This is a genomic window from Micromonospora zamorensis, assembly GCF_900090275.1.
Lineage (GTDB): Bacteria > Actinomycetota > Actinomycetes > Mycobacteriales > Micromonosporaceae > Micromonospora > Micromonospora zamorensis.
Map to the genome: position 1 here is coordinate 1,842,099 of NZ_LT607755.1, position 17,444 is coordinate 1,859,542.

Annotated in this window: 14 protein-coding genes; all 14 read left to right on the forward strand. The window is 73.1% G+C overall.

Annotated elements, in window-relative coordinates; all coding sequences use genetic code 11:
* Positions 1-61: 61 nt before the first annotated feature.
* The 14 genes from steA (at position 62) to GA0070619_RS08345 (ending at position 17,349) form a co-directional block, all read left to right on the forward strand.
* Positions 62-1,240, forward strand: a complete 1,179-nt coding sequence (gene steA, locus GA0070619_RS08280; protein ID WP_088951640.1) for a putative cytokinetic ring protein SteA — start codon at positions 62-64, stop codon at positions 1,238-1,240.
* A 27-nt stretch (positions 1,241-1,267) separates the two neighbouring features.
* On the forward strand, positions 1,268-2,209 hold the full coding sequence (locus GA0070619_RS08285; RefSeq protein ID WP_088947524.1) for a copper transporter: 942 nt from the start codon (positions 1,268-1,270) through the stop codon (positions 2,207-2,209).
* Between the two features lie 61 nt (positions 2,210-2,270).
* Entirely contained in the window at positions 2,271-3,137 is an 867-nt protein-coding gene (locus tag GA0070619_RS08290; protein WP_088947525.1) for a hypothetical protein, read from the forward strand.
* A 1-nt stretch (position 3,138) separates the two neighbouring features.
* Positions 3,139-4,830: a murein biosynthesis integral membrane protein MurJ gene (gene murJ, locus GA0070619_RS08295; protein WP_088947526.1), complete on the forward strand. Its 1,692-nt coding sequence runs from the start codon at positions 3,139-3,141 to the stop codon at positions 4,828-4,830.
* Positions 4,827-5,996, forward strand: coding sequence for a glycosyltransferase family 4 protein (locus GA0070619_RS08300; RefSeq protein WP_088947527.1), 1,170 nt, complete (start codon positions 4,827-4,829; stop codon positions 5,994-5,996). Before murJ ends, GA0070619_RS08300 begins: the two co-directional genes overlap by 4 nt.
* Positions 5,996-8,506 carry a hypothetical protein gene (locus tag GA0070619_RS08305; RefSeq protein WP_231927324.1) on the forward strand — a complete coding sequence of 837 codons (2,511 nt, stop codon included), beginning with the start codon at positions 5,996-5,998 and terminating at the stop codon, positions 8,504-8,506. The genes GA0070619_RS08300 and GA0070619_RS08305 overlap by 1 nt, the downstream gene beginning before the upstream one ends.
* A 163-nt stretch (positions 8,507-8,669) precedes the next feature.
* Positions 8,670-10,421 (forward strand): CTP synthase, encoded by a 1,752-nt coding sequence (locus GA0070619_RS08310; RefSeq protein ID WP_088947528.1) that lies wholly within the window; start codon positions 8,670-8,672, stop codon positions 10,419-10,421.
* On the forward strand, positions 10,418-11,023 hold the full coding sequence (locus tag GA0070619_RS08315) for an NUDIX domain-containing protein (protein WP_088947529.1): 606 nt from the start codon (positions 10,418-10,420) through the stop codon (positions 11,021-11,023). Before GA0070619_RS08310 ends, GA0070619_RS08315 begins: the two co-directional genes overlap by 4 nt.
* Positions 11,024-11,362: 339 nt before the next feature.
* On the forward strand, positions 11,363-12,478 hold the full coding sequence (gene ald / locus GA0070619_RS08320) for an alanine dehydrogenase (RefSeq protein ID WP_088947530.1): 1,116 nt from the start codon (positions 11,363-11,365) through the stop codon (positions 12,476-12,478).
* A gap of 67 nt (positions 12,479-12,545) precedes the next feature.
* Positions 12,546-13,511 (forward strand): site-specific tyrosine recombinase XerD, encoded by a 966-nt coding sequence (locus tag GA0070619_RS08325; RefSeq protein WP_088947531.1) that lies wholly within the window; start codon positions 12,546-12,548, stop codon positions 13,509-13,511.
* 180 nt (positions 13,512-13,691) lie between these two features.
* The gene (locus GA0070619_RS08330; protein WP_030487987.1) at positions 13,692-14,615 is read left to right on the forward strand and encodes a ParA family protein; all 924 of its coding nucleotides are present in this window, start codon (positions 13,692-13,694) and stop codon (positions 14,613-14,615) included.
* 41 nt (positions 14,616-14,656) lie between these two features.
* Positions 14,657-15,649: a segregation and condensation protein A gene (locus GA0070619_RS08335; protein ID WP_407667286.1), complete on the forward strand. Its 993-nt coding sequence runs from the start codon at positions 14,657-14,659 to the stop codon at positions 15,647-15,649.
* Entirely contained in the window at positions 15,642-16,592 is a 951-nt protein-coding gene (gene scpB / locus GA0070619_RS08340; RefSeq protein WP_088951641.1) for an SMC-Scp complex subunit ScpB, read from the forward strand. The genes GA0070619_RS08335 and scpB overlap by 8 nt, the downstream gene beginning before the upstream one ends.
* Positions 16,579-17,349: a pseudouridine synthase gene (locus tag GA0070619_RS08345; RefSeq protein ID WP_088947533.1), complete on the forward strand. Its 771-nt coding sequence runs from the start codon at positions 16,579-16,581 to the stop codon at positions 17,347-17,349. The genes scpB and GA0070619_RS08345 overlap by 14 nt, the downstream gene beginning before the upstream one ends.
* Positions 17,350-17,444 lie beyond the last annotated feature (95 nt).

A 17,444-nucleotide genomic window follows, 5' to 3' on the forward strand; every position in this document is an offset into this window, starting at 1 on the left:
GGCGGCCCTGCTCAGGCATGTCGCGACAGAAAAGCCTGCCTCACATGCCAGGATGGTCACGATGCGTCTACCCACGTTGCGCCGAAACAGAAGCTCCGAACCGGGCAGGGTCCTCGGCACCGCGCGCCTTGATCGCCGGACGAAACGCCTGGTCGGTCGGCTGCGCCCTGGTGACATCGCGATCATCGACCACGTCGACCTGGACCGGGTGGCGGCGGATTCGTTGGTAGCTGTCGGTGTCGCGGCGGTGCTCAACGCCAAGCCGTCGGTCTCCGGCCGCTACCCGAACCTCGGCCCGGAGGTCCTGGTCGCCGCCGGCATCCCGCTCCTCGACGACCTCGGCGAGGGCGTCTTCGAACGGATCCGCGAAGGCGACCAGGTGCGCATCGAGGGCAACACGGTCTTCGCCGGTGACGAGCCGGTCGCCCACGGCAGCCTGCAGGACGCCGAGACGGTCGCCAAGGCCATGGCCGACGCCCGGGAGGGTCTGTCGGTGCAGTTGGAGGCGTTCGCCGCCAACACGATGGACTACCTGCGCCAGGAGCGCGACCTGCTGCTCGACGGTGTGGGCGTGCCGGACATCGACACCCAGATCCAGGGCCGGCACTGCCTGATCGTGGTGCGTGGCTACGACTACAAGGCCGACCTGGACGTGCTGCGCCCGTACATCCGGGAGTTCAAGCCGGTGCTGATCGGCGTCGACGGCGGCGCGGACGCCCTGGTCGAGGCGGGCTACACCCCCGACATGATCATCGGGGACATGGATTCCGTCACCGACGACGTGCTGCGGTGCGGCGCCGAGGTGATCGTGCACGCGTACCCGGACGGGCGCGCCCCCGGCCTGCCGCGGGTCAACGGCCTCGGCGTCCCGGCGGTGACCTTCCCGGCCGCGGCGACCAGCGAGGATCTGGCCATGCTGCTCGCCGACGAGAAGGGCGCGTCGCTGCTGGTCGCGGTGGGCACCCACGCCACCCTGGTCGAGTTTCTCGACAAGGGGCGCGGCGGGATGGCCTCGACCTTCCTGACCCGACTCAAGGTCGGTGGCAAGCTGGTCGACGCCAAGGGTGTGAGCCGGCTCTACCGGCAGAGCATCTCCGGCTCGTCGCTGCTCCTGCTGGTGCTGTCGGCGATCGCGGCGATGGCATCCGCGGTGGCCGTTTCGACCGTAGGAAAGGCGTACCTGGGCGTCGTCGCCGAATGGTGGGACAATTTCGTGTTCCAGCTGTACCGGCTTTTCTAGTTCCCGACCGATCAAGAGGCTGCAAGCGTGATCAACTTCCGCTACCACGTGGTGTCCCTCACCGCGGTCTTCCTGGCTCTGGCGATCGGCCTGGTGGTCGGCACAGCCGCCCTCAACGGCCCCGTCGCCGACTCCCTCGAGGGGCAGGTCACCGGTCTGCGCAAGGACAACCAGAACTGGCGCCAGACGGTCAGCAACATGGAGAAGCAGCTCGGCATGGAGGAGAAGTTCGCCGAGGAGATGTCGCAGGTCGTCCTGCCCGGCACCCTCACCGGCCGCCGGGTGGTGGTGCTCAGCCTGCCCAACGGGCGCGACCACACCGAGGGTGTGCTCAAGAAGCTCCAGCTCGGCGGGGCCACCATCACCGGTCGCGTCGACCTCCAGGACAAGTTCATCAACCCGGACAACAACTCCAACCTGCTGGAGTTGGCCGTCACCGCCGCCCGCCCGACCGCGCAGACCACCGGCCTGCCGGGCAACGGGCACGGTGTGGAGACCTCCAGCGCGCTGCTGGCCAGCGTCCTGCTGGACCGGACCCAGGGCACCGCGCCGGTCAGCGACGCCGACCGGCGGGCGGTGCTCGCCGCGTACAACAACGCCGGCTACCTGACCACCGACAGCAACAAGGTCACCGGGTCGGCGGAGGCGGTCGTCGTGGTCAGCGGCCAGCCGTACGTCGACAAGGACTCCGAGAAGCGGGACGAGTCGGTCGTCAAGATCGCCGAGCAGTTCGACCGCACCGGGTCGATCGTGGTCGCCGGCAACGGCTCCGTCGGCGGCAATCTGGTGTCGGTGGTCCGCGGTGACCCGGTGCTCGCCCAGACCATCTCGACTGTCGACAACGCCAACACCGGGCAGGGTCAGCTGGTCACCAGCCTCGCCCTGGTGCAGCAACTCACCGAGAAGAAGGCCGGTCAGTACGGCGTCGGCGACAACGCCGCATCCCTGCTGCCTAGACTGCCCCAGTGAGCGAACGACGTACCCCCGTGTCCGTAATCGACGAGGCGGCGCGAGCGCACCGGAGGGTGGCGTGAGGGCGCTGGGACGGCTGTTGATCGCCGGCGCTGGCGCCGCGGCGGCCCGGTACGCGCTGCGTGAGGTGCGGACCTCACCGGCCGGGCCCGCATTGGACCGCACCAACTTTCGTGGTCGCACGGTGAGCCTGGCCGCCGGGCCGGCGCTCGCCGCGGGTGCCGCCGCCGCAGGCGCGTTCGGTGCCACCAGCGGCGCCTCCGGTGGGGCGGCCCTGGTCGCCGGCCTCGGTGCCGGTGGCGTCGGGCTCTACGACGACGTGGTCGGCGCGCGGCCGGAGCAGAAGGCGGCCAAGGGTTTCGCCGGTCACCTCGCCGCGCTGCGCGAGGGGCGGGTCACCGCGGGCCTCGTGAAGGTCGTCGGGGTGGGCGCCGCCGGGCTGGGCGCGGCCGCGCTGCTGGCCGCCGACCCCCGGGTCGCCGCGCACCCGCGCCGGCAGCGCCACGGCGCGTTCGGGCGGGGCGTCGACGTGCTGCTCGGCGCCGGAGTGATCGCCGGCACCGCCAACCTGCTCAACCTGCTCGACCTGCGACCGGGCCGGGCGATCAAGTCCGGGCTGCTGCTCGCCGCGCCCCTGACCGGTGGTCCGCACGGCGGGATCGCCGCGGGTGCGGCCGGAGCCGCCGCCGGCCTGCTCCGCGACGACCTGGGCGAGGACGTGATGCTCGGCGACAGCGGGGCGAACGCGCTCGGGGCGCTGCTCGGCGTCGCGCTCGCCGCCCGCACCGGCCCGCTCGGCCGGGCCGGGCTGCTCGCCGTGCTCGCCAGCCTGACCGCCGCGAGCGAGAAGGTCAGCTTCACGTCGGTGATCCAGCGGACGCCGGGGCTGCGCGAGCTCGACGCACTGGGCCGGCGCGCCGACTGACGTGACCCGACCGGCCCCCCTCGCCGGCGCCGGCCGGCTGGCCGGGGCAGCCGCGCTCATCGCCGTCCTCACCGTGGCCAGCCGCCTCGCCGGCTTCGGTCGCACCGCCGTGTTCACCTGGGTGGTCCAGCAGAGCGACCTCGGCGGCATGTACGTCATCGCCAACACAGTGCCCAACATCGTCTTCGAGATCGTCGCGGGCGGGGCGCTGGCCAGCCTGGTTGTGCCCCTGCTGGCCGGGGCCGTGGCGGCGGACGACCGGCGGGCGGTGGCGGCCACCACAGGCGCCCTGCTGACCTGGACGGTGAGCCTGCTGGTTCCCCTCGCCGTGCTCGTCATGCTGTTCGCCGACCCGATCATCTCGCTGATCAGCGAGGGACGCTCGGAGGCGGAGCTCGCCGCCGGGGCCCGGATGCTGCGCGTGTTCGCCCCGCAGCTGCCGCTCTACGGGATCGGCATCGTGCTCACCGGCGTGCTCCAGGCGCACCGGCGCTTCGCCTGGCCCGTCATCGCGCCGCTGCTGTCCAGCCTCACCGTGGTCGTCGTCTACGTGGCGTTCGGCGCGGCGCAGGGACGGGGTGTGTCCGTGGCCCAGGTCGGCCGCAGCGGCGAGTTGCTCCTCTCAGGCGGCACCACCCTGGGTGTGGTCGTGCTGTCTCTGTCGCTGGTGATCCCGTTGCGCCGACTGCGGCTGAGGCCCCGATTCGGGTACGCCTTCACCGCTGACGTGCGGGCGCGTGTCGGCGGGCTCGCCACGGCCGGCGCGGTGACGGTGGCGGCACAGCAGGTCGCGCTCCTGGTGATCCTGAACCGTGTCTCCGGCGGCCCCACCGGCTCCCCGCAGGTGTTCAACCTGGCCCAGGCCATCTTCCTGCTGCCGTGGGCGGTCCTGGCCGTACCGCTGGCGGTGGCGTCCTATCCCACGCTCGCCGCTGCCAGCGCCGCCGGCGACGAGGATGGTTACCGGCGGACCCTCTCCGGCACGGTGCGGGGCGTGCTGCTCTTCAGCTGCCTGGGCGTCGCGGCGCTGATCGGCACCGCGCAGCCGATCGCTGCCCTCTTCTACCCGGACAATCCGGCGTCGACCGCTGCGGCGATCACCGGGTTCGCACCGGGTCTGCTCGGCTACGGGCTGTTCGCGATTCTGTCCCGCGCGCTGTACGCGCGGGGCGACACCCGGCCGGCGACCGCGGCGATCACCCTTGGCTGGCTGGTCGTTCCGGCCGCGGCGTTGCCGTTGACGGTGCTGCTGCCCACCGCCGACCGGGTGCTCGCGGTGACGTCCGCCAACTCGGTGGGGATGCTCGTGCTCGGGGCGCTGCTGCTCGCGGCGGTGCTGCGCAGCGCCGGCCGTCCCGCCCTCGCCGGCGCGGCACGGGCCGGGGCGGCCGGTGGCCTCGCCGGTGTGCTCGCGGCGCTCGCCGGGCTGGGCCTGACCCGATGGCTCGACACGCCCGGAGGCGGCACCCCGACGATGGCGGCGGCGTTCGGTCAGGGCATGCTGTCCGGGGTTCTGGTCGGGGTGGTGTTCTTCGCCGTGGTCTGGTTCGTCGACCGGCAGGACGTGCAACCAATGCTCAGCCGGGTGTTGCGCCGTCTGCCTCGGCGGGGGCCACGGGGCCGGGGCGGCGGGCCGACGTCGGGCGCTGTCTCCCCGGAACGGGGCGACGGGAAGGAGACGGCCGCGCGATGAGTGAGCAAGCTCTGCCTGCCGGCTTTTCGGGCAGCGTCGCGTTGGTGCTCGCGTCCAGCACCGGTGGCGTCGGCCAACACGTCCGTTCGGTGGCACGTGGCCTCGTCGCCGGCGGCGCCACCGTCGTGGTCTGCGGGCCGGCCGCGACCCAGGAACAGTTCGACTTCACCGGGGTCGGTGCGCGGTTCGCGCCGGTGGAGATCCCGGCCAGCCCGACGCCGGCCGACGCGCGGGCCGTGCTGGCCCTGCGTCGGGCGCTCGCCGGCTCCCGGGTCGACGTGGTGCACGCGCACGGCCTGCGGGCCGGGTTGGTCGCGGTGCTGGCCCGTCCCGCCGCGCCGCTGATCGTCACCTGGCACAACGCGGTACTCGCCGGTGGACTGCGCGGTGGCATGTCCCGACTCGCGGAGCGCGTGGTGGTCCGTGGTGCCCGGGTGGCCCTGGGCGCCTCCACGGACCTGGTGCGACGCGTCACCGCGCTGGGCGCCACCGACGCCCGACTCGCCCCGGTCGCCGCACCCACGCTGCCCGCGCCCCGTCGACGCCCGGCCGCCGTACGCGCCGAGTTCGGGGTTCGCCCGGACCAGCCGCTGATCCTGTCGGTGGGTCGGTTGCACCCGCAGAAGCGCTACGACGTGCTGATCGACGCCGCCGCCCGCTGGCGTACGCGTACCCCACCGCCGGTCGTGGTGATCGCCGGCAGCGGGCCCGCGTACCTGCCGCTGGCGGCCCGGACGTCCGCGGCCCGCGCCCCGGTCACCCTGCTGGGGCACCGCACCGACGTGGCGGACCTGCTCGCCGGTGCCGACCTGGCGGTGGTGACCAGCGACTGGGAGGCCCGGCAACTCTTCGCCCAGGAGGCGCTGCGCGCCGGCGTACCGCTCGTCGCCACCGCTGTCGGCGGCTTGCCGGAGCTGGTCGGCGACGCCGCCACCCTGATCCCCGCCGGGGACGTCGACGCGGTCGACGCGGCGGTACGCGCGCTGCTGGACGACCCGGCGGCCCGGGCCGAGCTGGGCCGGCGGGGCGCCGAACAGGCGGCGACGTGGCCGACCGAGACGGACACCGTCGCCACGCTGGCCGCCCTCTACGCCGAGCTGGCCGCCGACCACACCGGCCCGGCAGCCACCCCGGGCTCCGACGCCCCCAGAACGGGACACCGGTGATGTTGCGCCGAATCGCCCCCGCCCTGCTGACCGTGCTCGTGGTGGCGCTGGGTGTCACCGCCCTCGCCGCGCGCCCGACGCAGGACAGCCCGCGACGCACCGCCGACTTCGTGGTGCTCGCCGGGGTCGCGGGGCTGCGCTGGGAGGACGTCGATCCGCAGAGCACCCCGACGCTGTGGCGGATGGCCCAGGAGGGGTCGATCGGCTCGCTGTCGGTGCGTTCGGCACACCAACCCACCTGCCCGGTGGACGGCTGGCTGACGCTCGGCGCGGGCAGCTTCGCCGGGTGGAACGGCAGCCGGTTGCCCGGCGGTTGCCCGGCGGCCGGGGTGGCTGTCGAACAACCCGACGGCATCGGCGCGAACCTGCCGGACCAGGAGAGCGTGGTCCAGTACAACCAGCAGCGCCTGCCGTGGAACGCGACGCCCGGATCGCTGTCGGAGTCGGTGCGCTGCTCCGTCGCCGTGGGCCCCGGTGCGGCAGTGGCCGCCGCGCGACCGTTCGGCCGCGTCGACCGGTACGCCTCGGCGTTGCCCACTGATCCGCGGACGCTGCTGGGCTCCTGCGTGCTGAGCATCGTCGACCTCGGCACTGTCGAGGGGACCGACCCGGCGACCCGCGCCGAGGAGGCCCGGGAGGCGGACGCCCAGCTGGCCCGGGTGCTGGCCGCCCGTCCACCGCGGTCGTTGGTGCTGGTAGCGGGGATCTCCGACACCGCACAGCCGTCGCGGCTGCACGTGGCGGTCGCCGACGGTCCGGGCTGGGAGCGGGGGTGGCTCACCTCGGCGAGCACCGGCCGGGACGGCTACCTGCAACTCGTCGACCTCGCGCCGACGGCGCTCGCCGCGCTGGGCCGGCCGATGCCGGAGCGGCTCTTCCTCGGTCGTCCGGCGGTCAGCACCGGCGGCCGTCCGGCCGACCTGGCCGACGCGATCAACGCCCCGGCGGACGCCGATCGGGAGGCGGCCGCCCAGCGCGACGTCTCCGCCGTGTTCTTCACGCTGCTGGCCGGTGTGCAGGTGCTGCTGGCCATCGGCATCCTGCCGCTGCTGCGCCGGGCCCGCCCGCACGCCGGGCCGAGTGGCCCGACGCCCGTCTCGGGGCGGGTCGTGGCGGTGGTGGAGCTGCTGCTCGTCGCCGCGGCGCTGACGGTGCCGGCGGCGTTGCTGGCCGACGCGGTGCCGTGGTGGCAGGGCGAGCACCCCGGGTGGATCTTCGCGGGGGTCACCGCGTTCCTGGTGGCCGCGGGCACCGCCGCGGTGCGGTTCACCCCCGGGTACGCGGGCACCCTCGGCCCGGTCGGCGCGGTGGCCGGCCTCACCACCCTCGTCGTCGGCTTGGACGTCCTCACCGGCGCCCGCCTTCAGCTCAACGGCGTGGTCGGCTACTCCGCTCTGCAGGGTGGCCGATACTCCGGGCTGAGCACTGTGGGGCTGGGAGTGTTCCTCGCCGGCGCGTTGCTGGCCGGCGGCTGGCTGGCCCAACGGGTGCACCGCGGCTGGAGGCCGGCGGTGATGGTGGCCGTGGGTGGCCTCGCCGTGGTGGTGGTCGGCAGCCCCTTCCTGGGTGCCGACCCGGTCGGCGCGATCGCGCTCACCGCCGGGGTGAGCGTCGCCGCCGTGATCAGCGCCGGCGGGTGGTTGACGATCAGCCGGTTGGCGTGGGCCACCATGGCCGCTTTGGCGGTCGGCATCGGCTTCGCCGTGGTGGACCTGCGTCGCCCGTCGGCGGAGCGGGGCAGCCTGGGCCGGTTCCTGTCCGCGCTCGGCGACGGCACCGGCGGGTTCGCCGTGCACCGCTCCAGCACGGAGAACTTCGAGACGTTGGTCAACAGCCCGCTGACCGTGCTGGCGCTGACCGGCGGGTTGCTGGTGTGGTTCGCCCTGTTGCAGCCGTGGGGTGGGCTGATGCGGCTGTTCGGCATCTACCCGGCGGTCCGGGCCGCGTTGGCCGGCACCGTCGTCGCCGCGGTGCTCGGTGGCGTGCTCGACGGCGCGGCGCTGGACGTGATGGGCGCCGCCGCCGCGATGGTGGTGCCGATGGCCGCGTTGGCGTCGCTGCGGGTGCTCGGGCACGCCGCCGACCGGACCCGCCCGGTCCCGGCGCGCTCCTTCGCCGACGGCGCCGACGACGACTCGGGCTCCGGCGGGGTCGGCCCGACCGGTGGCGGCGACGGTCCGACCGGTGGCGGCGGGCCGCTCGGCGCGGTCCACCCCCGTCCGATCAGCGGCCCGCCCGCGAGCGCACCACCGCCGGTGACCCCGACCCCGGACGCCCCCACAGCGGACACCCCGACCCCGGACGCCCCGGCCGAGCCCAGCGCCGGCGTCGACGCCCCGGCGGAGCCGACCGACGCCCCGGCCGAGCCCAGCGCCGGCGTCGACGCCCCGGCGGAGCCGACCGACGCCCCGGCCGAGCCCAGCGACGCCCCGGCCGAGCCGACCGGTGGTGGGGCCGCCGTGCCGCCCCGGCAGGTCACCCGGTCATCGACCGAGGTTGCCGCTTCCTGAGCGCCGGGCCGCCTCCGGATGACCCGCAGGTGTCGCAGCCGGGGTGCGGCCTGCGGGTACCCGCCCGGGAGGTGTTACCGTCGAATCCCGTGGATCGCGTGATCACTTTGCTGATCAAGCACGGCGGTCTGCATGACCGCGACAGACGACACGGGAGCAGGCCTTGGCCCCATCAGCACGGACGACCAGGCACATTTTCGTCACCGGGGGCGTCGCCTCCTCGCTGGGTAAGGGCCTCACCGCCTCCAGCCTCGGCAACCTGCTGACCGCGCGCGGGTTGCGGGTGGTGATGCAGAAGCTCGACCCCTACCTGAACGTCGACCCGGGGACGATGAACCCGTTCCAGCACGGTGAGGTCTTCGTCACCGAGGACGGCGCCGAGACCGACCTCGACGTCGGGCACTACGAGCGCTTCCTCGACCGGGCGCTGTCCGGCAAGGCGAACGTCACCACCGGCCAGATCTACTCCGACGTGATCGCCAAGGAGCGGCGCGGGGAATACCTGGGCGACACCGTCCAGGTCATCCCGCACATCACCAACGAGATCAAGTCCCGGATCCTGGCGATGGCCGACCCGGACGAGGACGGCCACCTCCCCGACGTGGTGATCACCGAGGTCGGCGGCACCGTCGGCGACATCGAGTCGCTGCCGTTTCTGGAGGCGATCCGCCAGGTCCGCCACGACCTGGGCCGGGACAACTGCTTCTACCTGCACGTCTCCCTCGTGCCGTACCTGGCGCCGTCGGGTGAGCTGAAGACCAAGCCGACCCAGCACTCGGTGGCGCAGCTGCGCAACATCGGCATCCAGCCGGACGCGATCGTGCTGCGCTGCGACCGGGAGATCCCGGTGAAGCTCAAGGAGAAGCTGTCGCTCTACTGCGACGTGGACACCGAGGCGGTCGTCGCCGCCCCGGACGCCCCGAGCATCTACGACATCCCGAAGGTGCTGCACCGGGAAGGCCTCGACGCGTACGTCGTGCGCCGGCTCGGCCTCTCCTTCCGGGACGTGGACTGGACCAGCTGGGACGACCTGCTGGAGCGGGTGCACCGGCCCCGGCACACGGTCACCGTCGCGGTGGTCGGCAAGTACGTCGACCTGCCCGACGCGTACCTGTCGGTCAGCGAGGCGATCCGGGCGGCCGGGTTCGGCCACCGGGCCCGGGTGCAGCTGCGGTGGGTGCCCAGCGACGAGTGCGTCACCCCGGCCGGTGCCGCGGCGGCGTTGGCCGGCGTGGACGGCATCCTCATTCCCGGCGGCTTCGGCGTGCGCGGCATCGAGGGCAAGATCGGCACCGCCCGGTACGCCCGCGAGAACGGCATCCCGCTGCTCGGCCTCTGCCTCGGTCTGCAGTGCATGACGATCGAGGTGGCCCGGCACCTGGCCAGCCTGGACGGCGCCAACTCGTTGGAGTTCGACGAGCAGGCCGCGCACCCGGTCATCGCCACCATGGCCGACCAGGAGGACATCGTCGCCGGCAAGGGCGACCTGGGCGGCACGATGCGGCTCGGGGCGTACCCGGCGACGCTGACCGAGGGCTCGATCGTCGCCGAGGCGTACGGCAGCACCGAGATCAGCGAGCGGCACCGGCACCGTTACGAGGTGAACAACGCCTACCGGGACGCGCTGACCAAGGCGGGTCTGCACATCTCCGGCACCTCGCCGGACGGCCGGCTGGTCGAGTTCGTCGAGCTGGACCGCAGCCTGCACCCGTTTTTCGTGGCCACGCAGGCGCACCCGGAGCTGAAGAGCCGCCCCACCCGACCGCACCCGCTGTTCGCGTCGTTCGTCAAGGCCGCTGTGGCGTACTCGCAGGCCGACCAGCTGCCGGTCGACCTGGACGCGGCGTCGGAGGCCCCGACGACGCGCAAGGCCGCCCGCAACGGCGCCGCGACCAAGGCCGCGTCCTCCTCGTGAGCGATCTCGAACACCGCTACGAGGTGCGCTCCCGCGAGGAGCGGTACCGGGGGCGGATCTTCGACGTGGTCACCGAGGAGGTGACCATGCCGGGCGGCGGCACCGGGGTGCGTGACCTGGTCCGGCACGTCGGGGCGGTGGCCGTGGTGGCGCTCGACGACGCCGGCCAGGTGGTGCTGATCCGGCAGTACCGGCACCCGGTCGGGCGGCACCTGTGGGAGCTGCCCGCCGGGCTGATGGACGTCTCCGGCGAGGAGCTGCCGGCTGCCGCGCTGCGGGAGCTGGCCGAGGAGGCCGACCTCACCGCCGGGCAGGTCGATGTGCTTGTCGACCTGCACAGCTCGCCCGGGTTCACCAACGAGCTGGTGCGGGTCTTCCTCGCCCGGGATCTCGCCGAGGTGCCGGCCGACGAGCGTCACGAGCGCCGCGACGAGGAGGCCGACCTCCAGGTCGTCCGGATCGACCTGGACGAGGCGGTCACCATGGTCCTGGCCGGTGAGATCACCAACGCGTCCGCGGTGGCCGGGCTGCTCGCCGCCGCCCGCGCCCGGGACACCGGTTGGTCGACGCTGCGCCGGTCGGACGCGCCACTGCCACGCTGAACGTCGTCGCCGGTCACCCCCGCGAGGGGGGTACGCGTGAAAAGGGCCCCGCGGTCAGCCGCGGGGCCCTTGCCGGCTGTCCTCAGCGGCATCCGGCAGATCAGGCGATAATGGTCGAACACTGTCCCGACGGCGGGGGCGATGGCGCACCGGTGAGTCCGGGCGGCGCCCTGACACTCCGTCAGGCCATCCGGGCACCGGATGCCACTGTGCTGGCTCGCGGCGGCACCGGGCGCGCCTAGACTGCCGCCGGCGGGACCGGTGGACCGCGGTGGCAATGGGGCCGTCGCGGCACCGAGCAGTCGGGGGAGAGCAGCCCCGAAGAGAGGTGTCTGCATCGTGAAGGTCGGAATCCCACGCGAGGTCAAGAACCACGAGTACCGCGTGGCGATCACGCCAGCGGGCGTCAACGAGTTCACCCGCAGCGGTCACCAGGTCTTCGTCGAGTCCGGCGCCGGCGTCGGCTCCAGCATCACCGACGAGGAGTTCGCCGCCGCGGGCGCGAAGATCCTCGGCACCGCCGACGAGGTGTGGGAGACCGCCGAGCTGGTGCTCAAGGTCAAGGAGCCGATCGCCGAGGAGTACCACCGGATGCGCGAGGGGCAGGTTCTCTTCACCTACCTGCACCTGGCCGCCTCCAAGGAGTGCACCGACGCGCTGGTCGACCGCAAGGTCACCGGCATCGCGTACGAGACGGTCGAGCTGCCCGACCGGTCGCTGCCGCTGCTCGCCCCGATGTCCGAGGTGGCCGGCCGGCTCGCCCCGCAGATGGGCGCCTTCTACATGATGCGCACCGGCGGGGGTCGCGGTGTGCTGCCCGGCGGTGTCTCCGGGGTGTACGCGGCCAAGACCGTGGTCATCGGCGCCGGCGTCTCCGGCATGAACGCCGCCGCGATCGCGTTGGGCCTGCAGTCCGAGGTGCTGCTGCTGGACAAGAACGTCGCCCGGCTGCGCTCGGCCGACGCCATCTACCGGGGCCACCTGCAGACCGTCGCGTCCAACGCCTACGAGGTCGAGCGGGCCGTGCTCGACGCCGACCTGGTCATCGGCGCGGTGCTGGTGCCCGGCACGAAGGCGCCGACGCTGATCTCCAACGAGCTGGTCTCCCGGATGAAGCCGGGCAGTGTGCTCGTCGACATCGCCATCGACCAGGGCGGCTGCTTCGAGGACTCGCGCCCCACCACGCACGCCGACCCGGTCTACAAGGTGCACGAGTCGATCTTCTACTGCGTGGCGAACATGCCCGGCGCGGTGCCGAACACCAGCACCTACGCGCTGACCAACGTCACCCTGCCGTACGCCCTGGAGCTGGCCAACCAGGGCTGGCGCGAGGCGCTGCGCAACGACCCGGCGCTGGCGCTGGGCCTGAACACCCACGACGGGCAGGTCACCTACGGCCCGGTCGCCGAGGCGCACGGCATGGACGTGCTCCCGCTGGCCGACGCGCTGGCCTGAGCGGTGGCGGCCGAGCGGTAGCGAGCCGAGGGGCAGGGCACTGACCGACGGTGTAGCCGGCGCCGGCGTGGGCGAACAGCCCGCGCCGGCCCTGCGCCGTGCCGTGCGCGGCTACCTCGACCACCTGACCGTCGAACGTGGCCTGTCGGCGAACACGCTCACCTCGTACCGTCGGGATCTGGACCGCTATCTCGACACCCTGGTCGGCGCCGGCGTCACCGACCTCGCGTCGGTCGGCGCCGGCCTGGTCGAGGCGCACCTGGCGCGGCTGCGCGCGGGCGACGACGCCCACCCGCCGTTGGCGGTCTCCTCCGCCGCCCGGGCGGCCAGCGCTGTCCGCGGCCTGCACCGCTTCGCGCTGCGTGAGGGGCTGGCCGGCGTCGACCCCAGCCGCGACGTCCGCCCGCCCACCCCGCCGCGTCGGCTGCCCCGGGCCCTGCCGGTCGACGACGTGGTCCGGCTGTTGGACATGGCCGGCCCGATCACCGCCACCGGCGAGGACGCGCCCCTCGCGCTGCGCGACCGGGCGCTGCTGGAGTTCCTGTACGGCACCGGGGCGCGGATCTCCGAGGCGGTCGGCGCCGCCGTGGACGACCTCGACACCGACGAGGGCACCGTTCTGCTGCGTGGCAAGGGCGGCCGGGTCCGGCTGGTGCCGATCGGCGGGTACGCCGTCGACGCCGTCCGCGCGTACCTGGTCCGGGCCCGCCCATCGCTGGCCGCCTCCGGCCGGGGAACACCGGCGGTGTTCCTGAACGCCCGCGGTGGCGCGCTGTCCCGCCAGGGCGCCTGGGGAATCCTGCGCCGCGCCGCCGAGCGGGCCGGGCTGCCCGTCGACGGGCCCGCCGCCGTCTCCCCGCACACCCTGCGCCACTCGTACGCCACGCATCTGCTCGACGGCGGCGCCGACGTCCGGGTGGTCCAGGAGCTGCTCGGGCACGCATCGGTGACCACCACCCAGGTCTACACGTTGGTCACCGTGGAGCGGCTGCGCGAGGTGTACGCCACCGCGCATCCGCGCGCCCGGGGCTGAACAGGTCGCGGTCGGCTCCGACACGCCGGGCCGGTGCCGAACCCCCTGCTGGTCGGTGGCGTACAGTCGGCATCGGCGCGGACCTCCTGGGGCGACACGACCGGGGTGCGCAGCGGCGCCGCGAAGGACGTCGGACGGCTCCGACGCCGGGTGGGGTCGTCGGGAGGGGGCAACGAGCACATGGCTGGCAACGGTGACCGTGCCGAGACCTGGACGTCGGAGCTCCGCGAGCAGCAGGCCACGCTCGGCGCGGACCTCGGTCCTGCGGACCCGGCTGCCTACACGATGCGCAAGCCCATTCCGGAGCCGATGCCCACCGATCGGCACGGCCCCGCGCGCATCATCGCGATGGCCAACCAGAAGGGTGGCGTCGGTAAGACCACGACCACCATCAACCTGGGCGCGGCGCTCGCGGAATATGGCCGCAAGGTGCTGCTGGTCGACTTCGACCCGCAGGGCGCGCTCTCGGTGGGGTTGGGCGTCAATCCGCACAACCTCGACCTGTCCATCTACAACCTGCTCATGCAGGACGACATCATCGCCGAGGACGTCGTCATCAAGACCGACGTCGCGGGGCTGCACCTGCTGCCGGCCAACATCGACCTCTCCGCCGCCGAGATCCAGCTCGTCAACGAGGTGGCCCGGGAGATGGCCCTGGCGCGGGTGCTGCGCACGGTCCGCAAGGAATACGACTACATCCTGATCGACTGCCAGCCGTCGCTCGGCCTGCTGGCGATCAACGCGCTGACCGTCGCGCACGGCGTGCTCATCCCGCTGGAGTGCGAGTTCTTCAGCCTGCGCGGTGTGGCGCTGCTGCTGGACACCATCGACAAGGTGCGCGAGCGACTCAACTTCGACCTGGAGCTGGAAGGCATCCTCGCCACCATGTACGACAGCCGCACCACGCACTGCCGTCAGGTGTTGCAGCGGGTCGTGGAGGCGTTCGGCGACAAGGTCTACCAGACAGTCATCACCAAGACGGTGAAGTTCCCCGAGTCCACCGTGGCCGGTGCGCCGATCACGACGATGGACCCGGCGTCCTCCGGGGCACGTAACTACCGTCAGCTGGCCCGCGAGGTGATCGCCGCCCAGTCGGAGCGGTAGCCGGAACGCCCGGTGCCCGCCTCGTGGACTACGGTCGTGCGGTGACCGCGCCACCCCTTGACCCGCCCGAGGCCGCTGCCACGGCGGTGGTCGATGGTGTGCCGCCCGCCGACGTGGCTGCCGACCTGCCCGCCGAGCCGGCTTCCACCGGTTTCACGGTGCGGCTGGCCAACTTCACCGGCCCGTTCGATCTGCTGCTGCAACTGATCGGCAAGCACAAGCTCGACGTGACCGAGGTGGCCCTGCACACGGTCACCGACGAGTTCATCGCCTACATCCGGGCCATGGGCGACAACTGGGACCTGGACGAGGCCAGCGAGTTCCTGCTGATCGCCGCGACGCTGCTCGACCTGAAGGCGGCCCGGCTGCTGCCCTCCGCCGAGGTGGAGGACGAGGCCGACCTGGCCCTGCTGGAGGCCCGGGACCTGCTCTTCGCCCGACTGTTGCAGTACAAGGCGTACAAGGAAGCGGCGGCGTACATCGCCGAGTTGGAGGCCGTCGGCGGCCGGCGCTACCCGCGGGCGGTCAGCCTGGAGGCCCGCTACGCCGACGCGCTGCCCGACCTGGTGCTCGGCATCGGCCCGCAGCGGCTGCTGAAGCTGGCCGTGAAGGCGATGACCCCGAAGCCGGTGCCGGAGGTCTCCATCGCCCACGTGCACATGGTCCGGGTCAGTGTCCGGGAACACGCGGCGATCCTCGCTACCCGGCTGCGCCGGGCCGGCACGGCCACGTTCTCGCTGCTCTGCGCGGACTGTGAGGCGACCCTGGAGGTGGTGGCGCGGTTCCTCGCGCTGCTGGAGCTCTACCGGGAGGGCCTGGTGTCCTTCGTGCAGGAGCAGGCCCTGGAGGAGCTGACCGTTCGCTGGACCGGCCCGGCCGACGGTGACACCGAGGTGCACGTCGACGAGTACGCGGGCAGCCCGGCCGACCCGGAGCCGGTGGCGCAGACCGGGGGACCGGAGGCACCGGAGTTGCCGGGGGAGCCCTCTGGGGTGGACGGGACGGAAACGACGGAGGATGAGCGCGATGAGTGACGAGGATCGCCGGGACTCCCTGGCCGACCAGGCGGCCGCCTGGGTCCCCCCGTGGGAACGCCCCCGTCCGCCCGCCGCCGAACCGGACACCGCAGACGTCAGGTCGGACATCACCGCGCCTTCGCCGGCCACGGACGATCTGGCGGCGCAGCCGCCCGTGCAGGAGCCGGAATCCGCCGCGCTCCCCGGCGATCTGGACCCCACCGAGCCGGGCCGCACCGATCTGGACCGCACCGAGCCGGGCCGCGCCGAATCGGGCCGCGCCGAATCGGACCGCGGCGAGCCGGAGCCCGGCGAGCCGGTCGTGGGGGAGTCGTCCGAGGCTGCGGGCTTACCCCGGCGGCAGGCTGCGGGGCGGCGGTGGGTGACGGCCGCGCCGGAGCCCGCGCCGGAGCTGTCCGACACCGAGTTGCGCGGCGCCCTGGAGGCGATCCTGCTGGTCGTCGACGAGCCGGTCAGTGAGCTGGTCCTGGCCCAGGTGCTGGAGCAGCCGGCGGAACGGGTCGGGCCTGTGCTGGACGAGATCGCCGCCGGCTACACCGCCGCCGGGCACGGGTTCGAGCTGCGCCGGGCGGCCGGCGGGTGGCGGCTGTACACCCGGCCGGAATACGCTACGTACGTTGAGCGGTTCGTGTTGGACGGGCAGTCCGTACGGCTGACCCAGGCGGCGTTGGAGACGCTCGCCGTGGTCGCCTACAAGCAGCCGGTGACCCGTTCGCGAATCTCAGCCATCCGGGGTGTGAACTGCGACGGGGTCATCCGTACGCTGGTCACCCGCGGCCTCGTCGAGGAGTGCGGCACCGAAACGGACAGCGGGGCGTTCCTGTACAGGACCACCACGCTGTTCCTGGAGAAGCTCGGGCTGAACACCGTTGACGAGCTGCCGCCCCTCGCACCCTTCCTGCCCGACGACGTAGAAGAGCTTGCTGATGCGACCCGATAACCGTTCCCCCAAACCCGACGCCCCTGTCTTCGAGGGGGCTGAGCGCCTGCAGAAGGTGCTCGCCGCCGCCGGCGTGGGTTCCCGGCGTGCCTGCGAGGACCTGATCTTCCGCCGCCGGGTCACCGTGGACGGGCGGGTCGCCAAGCTCGGCGACAAGGTCGACCCGGCCACCGCCGTGATCCACGTGGACGGCGAGCGCCTCCAGGTCGACGTCCGCCTGGTCTACGTGGCGATGAACAAGCCGCGCGGGGTGGTCACCACCATGGCGGACGAAAAGGGACGCAACGAGCTGTCCGACTTCATCGGCGCCCGGCTGGAGCAGCGGGTCTACCACGTCGGGCGGCTCGACGCGGACAGCGAGGGCCTGCTGCTGCTCACCAACGACGGCACCCTCGCGCACAAGCTCATGCACCCCTCGTACCAGGTGCTGAAGACCTACCTCGCCGAGGTGGTCGGGCCGATCCCGCGCAACCTGAGCAAGCGGCTGTTGGCCGGGGTCGAGCTGGAGGACGGGCCGGTGACTGTCGACTCGTTCAAGGTGGTGGACACTCTGGGCAAATCCGCCCAGGTGGAGCTGAGCCTGCACGAGGGCCGCAAGCACATCGTCCGGCGGCTGATGGAGGAGGTCGGCCACCCGGTCACTCGGCTGGTGCGTACCTCGATCGGTCCGATCCGGCTGGGTGACCTGCGCACCGGGCGGATCCGGCGGTTGACCAACGCCGAGGTCGCCGCCCTGTTCAACGCGGTGGGTGACTGACCCCCGAGTTCGGGGTACGGCTGCCGGTAGGCTTTGCAGCGGCCGAGACGCGGCCGCCGGGGTGGCGTGGGTCGCCTCCGGCGGCGTCGCGCGCA

What these genes read in the sequence shown, in the direction of transcription:
- steA (WP_088951640.1), top strand. Translation starts at nt 62, where the DNA reads ATGCGTCTACCCACGTTGCGCCGAAACAGAAGCTCCGAACCGGGCAGG.
- GA0070619_RS08300 (WP_088947527.1), top strand. Translation starts at nt 4,827, where the DNA reads ATGAGTGAGCAAGCTCTGCCTGCCGGCTTTTCGGGCAGCGTCGCGTTG.
- GA0070619_RS08305 (WP_231927324.1), top strand. Translation starts at nt 5,996, where the DNA reads ATGTTGCGCCGAATCGCCCCCGCCCTGCTGACCGTGCTCGTGGTGGCG.
- GA0070619_RS08330 (WP_030487987.1), top strand. Translation starts at nt 13,692, where the DNA reads ATGGCTGGCAACGGTGACCGTGCCGAGACCTGGACGTCGGAGCTCCGC.
- scpB (WP_088951641.1), top strand. Translation starts at nt 15,642, where the DNA reads ATGAGTGACGAGGATCGCCGGGACTCCCTGGCCGACCAGGCGGCCGCC.
- GA0070619_RS08345 (WP_088947533.1), top strand. Translation starts at nt 16,579, where the DNA reads ATGCGACCCGATAACCGTTCCCCCAAACCCGACGCCCCTGTCTTCGAG.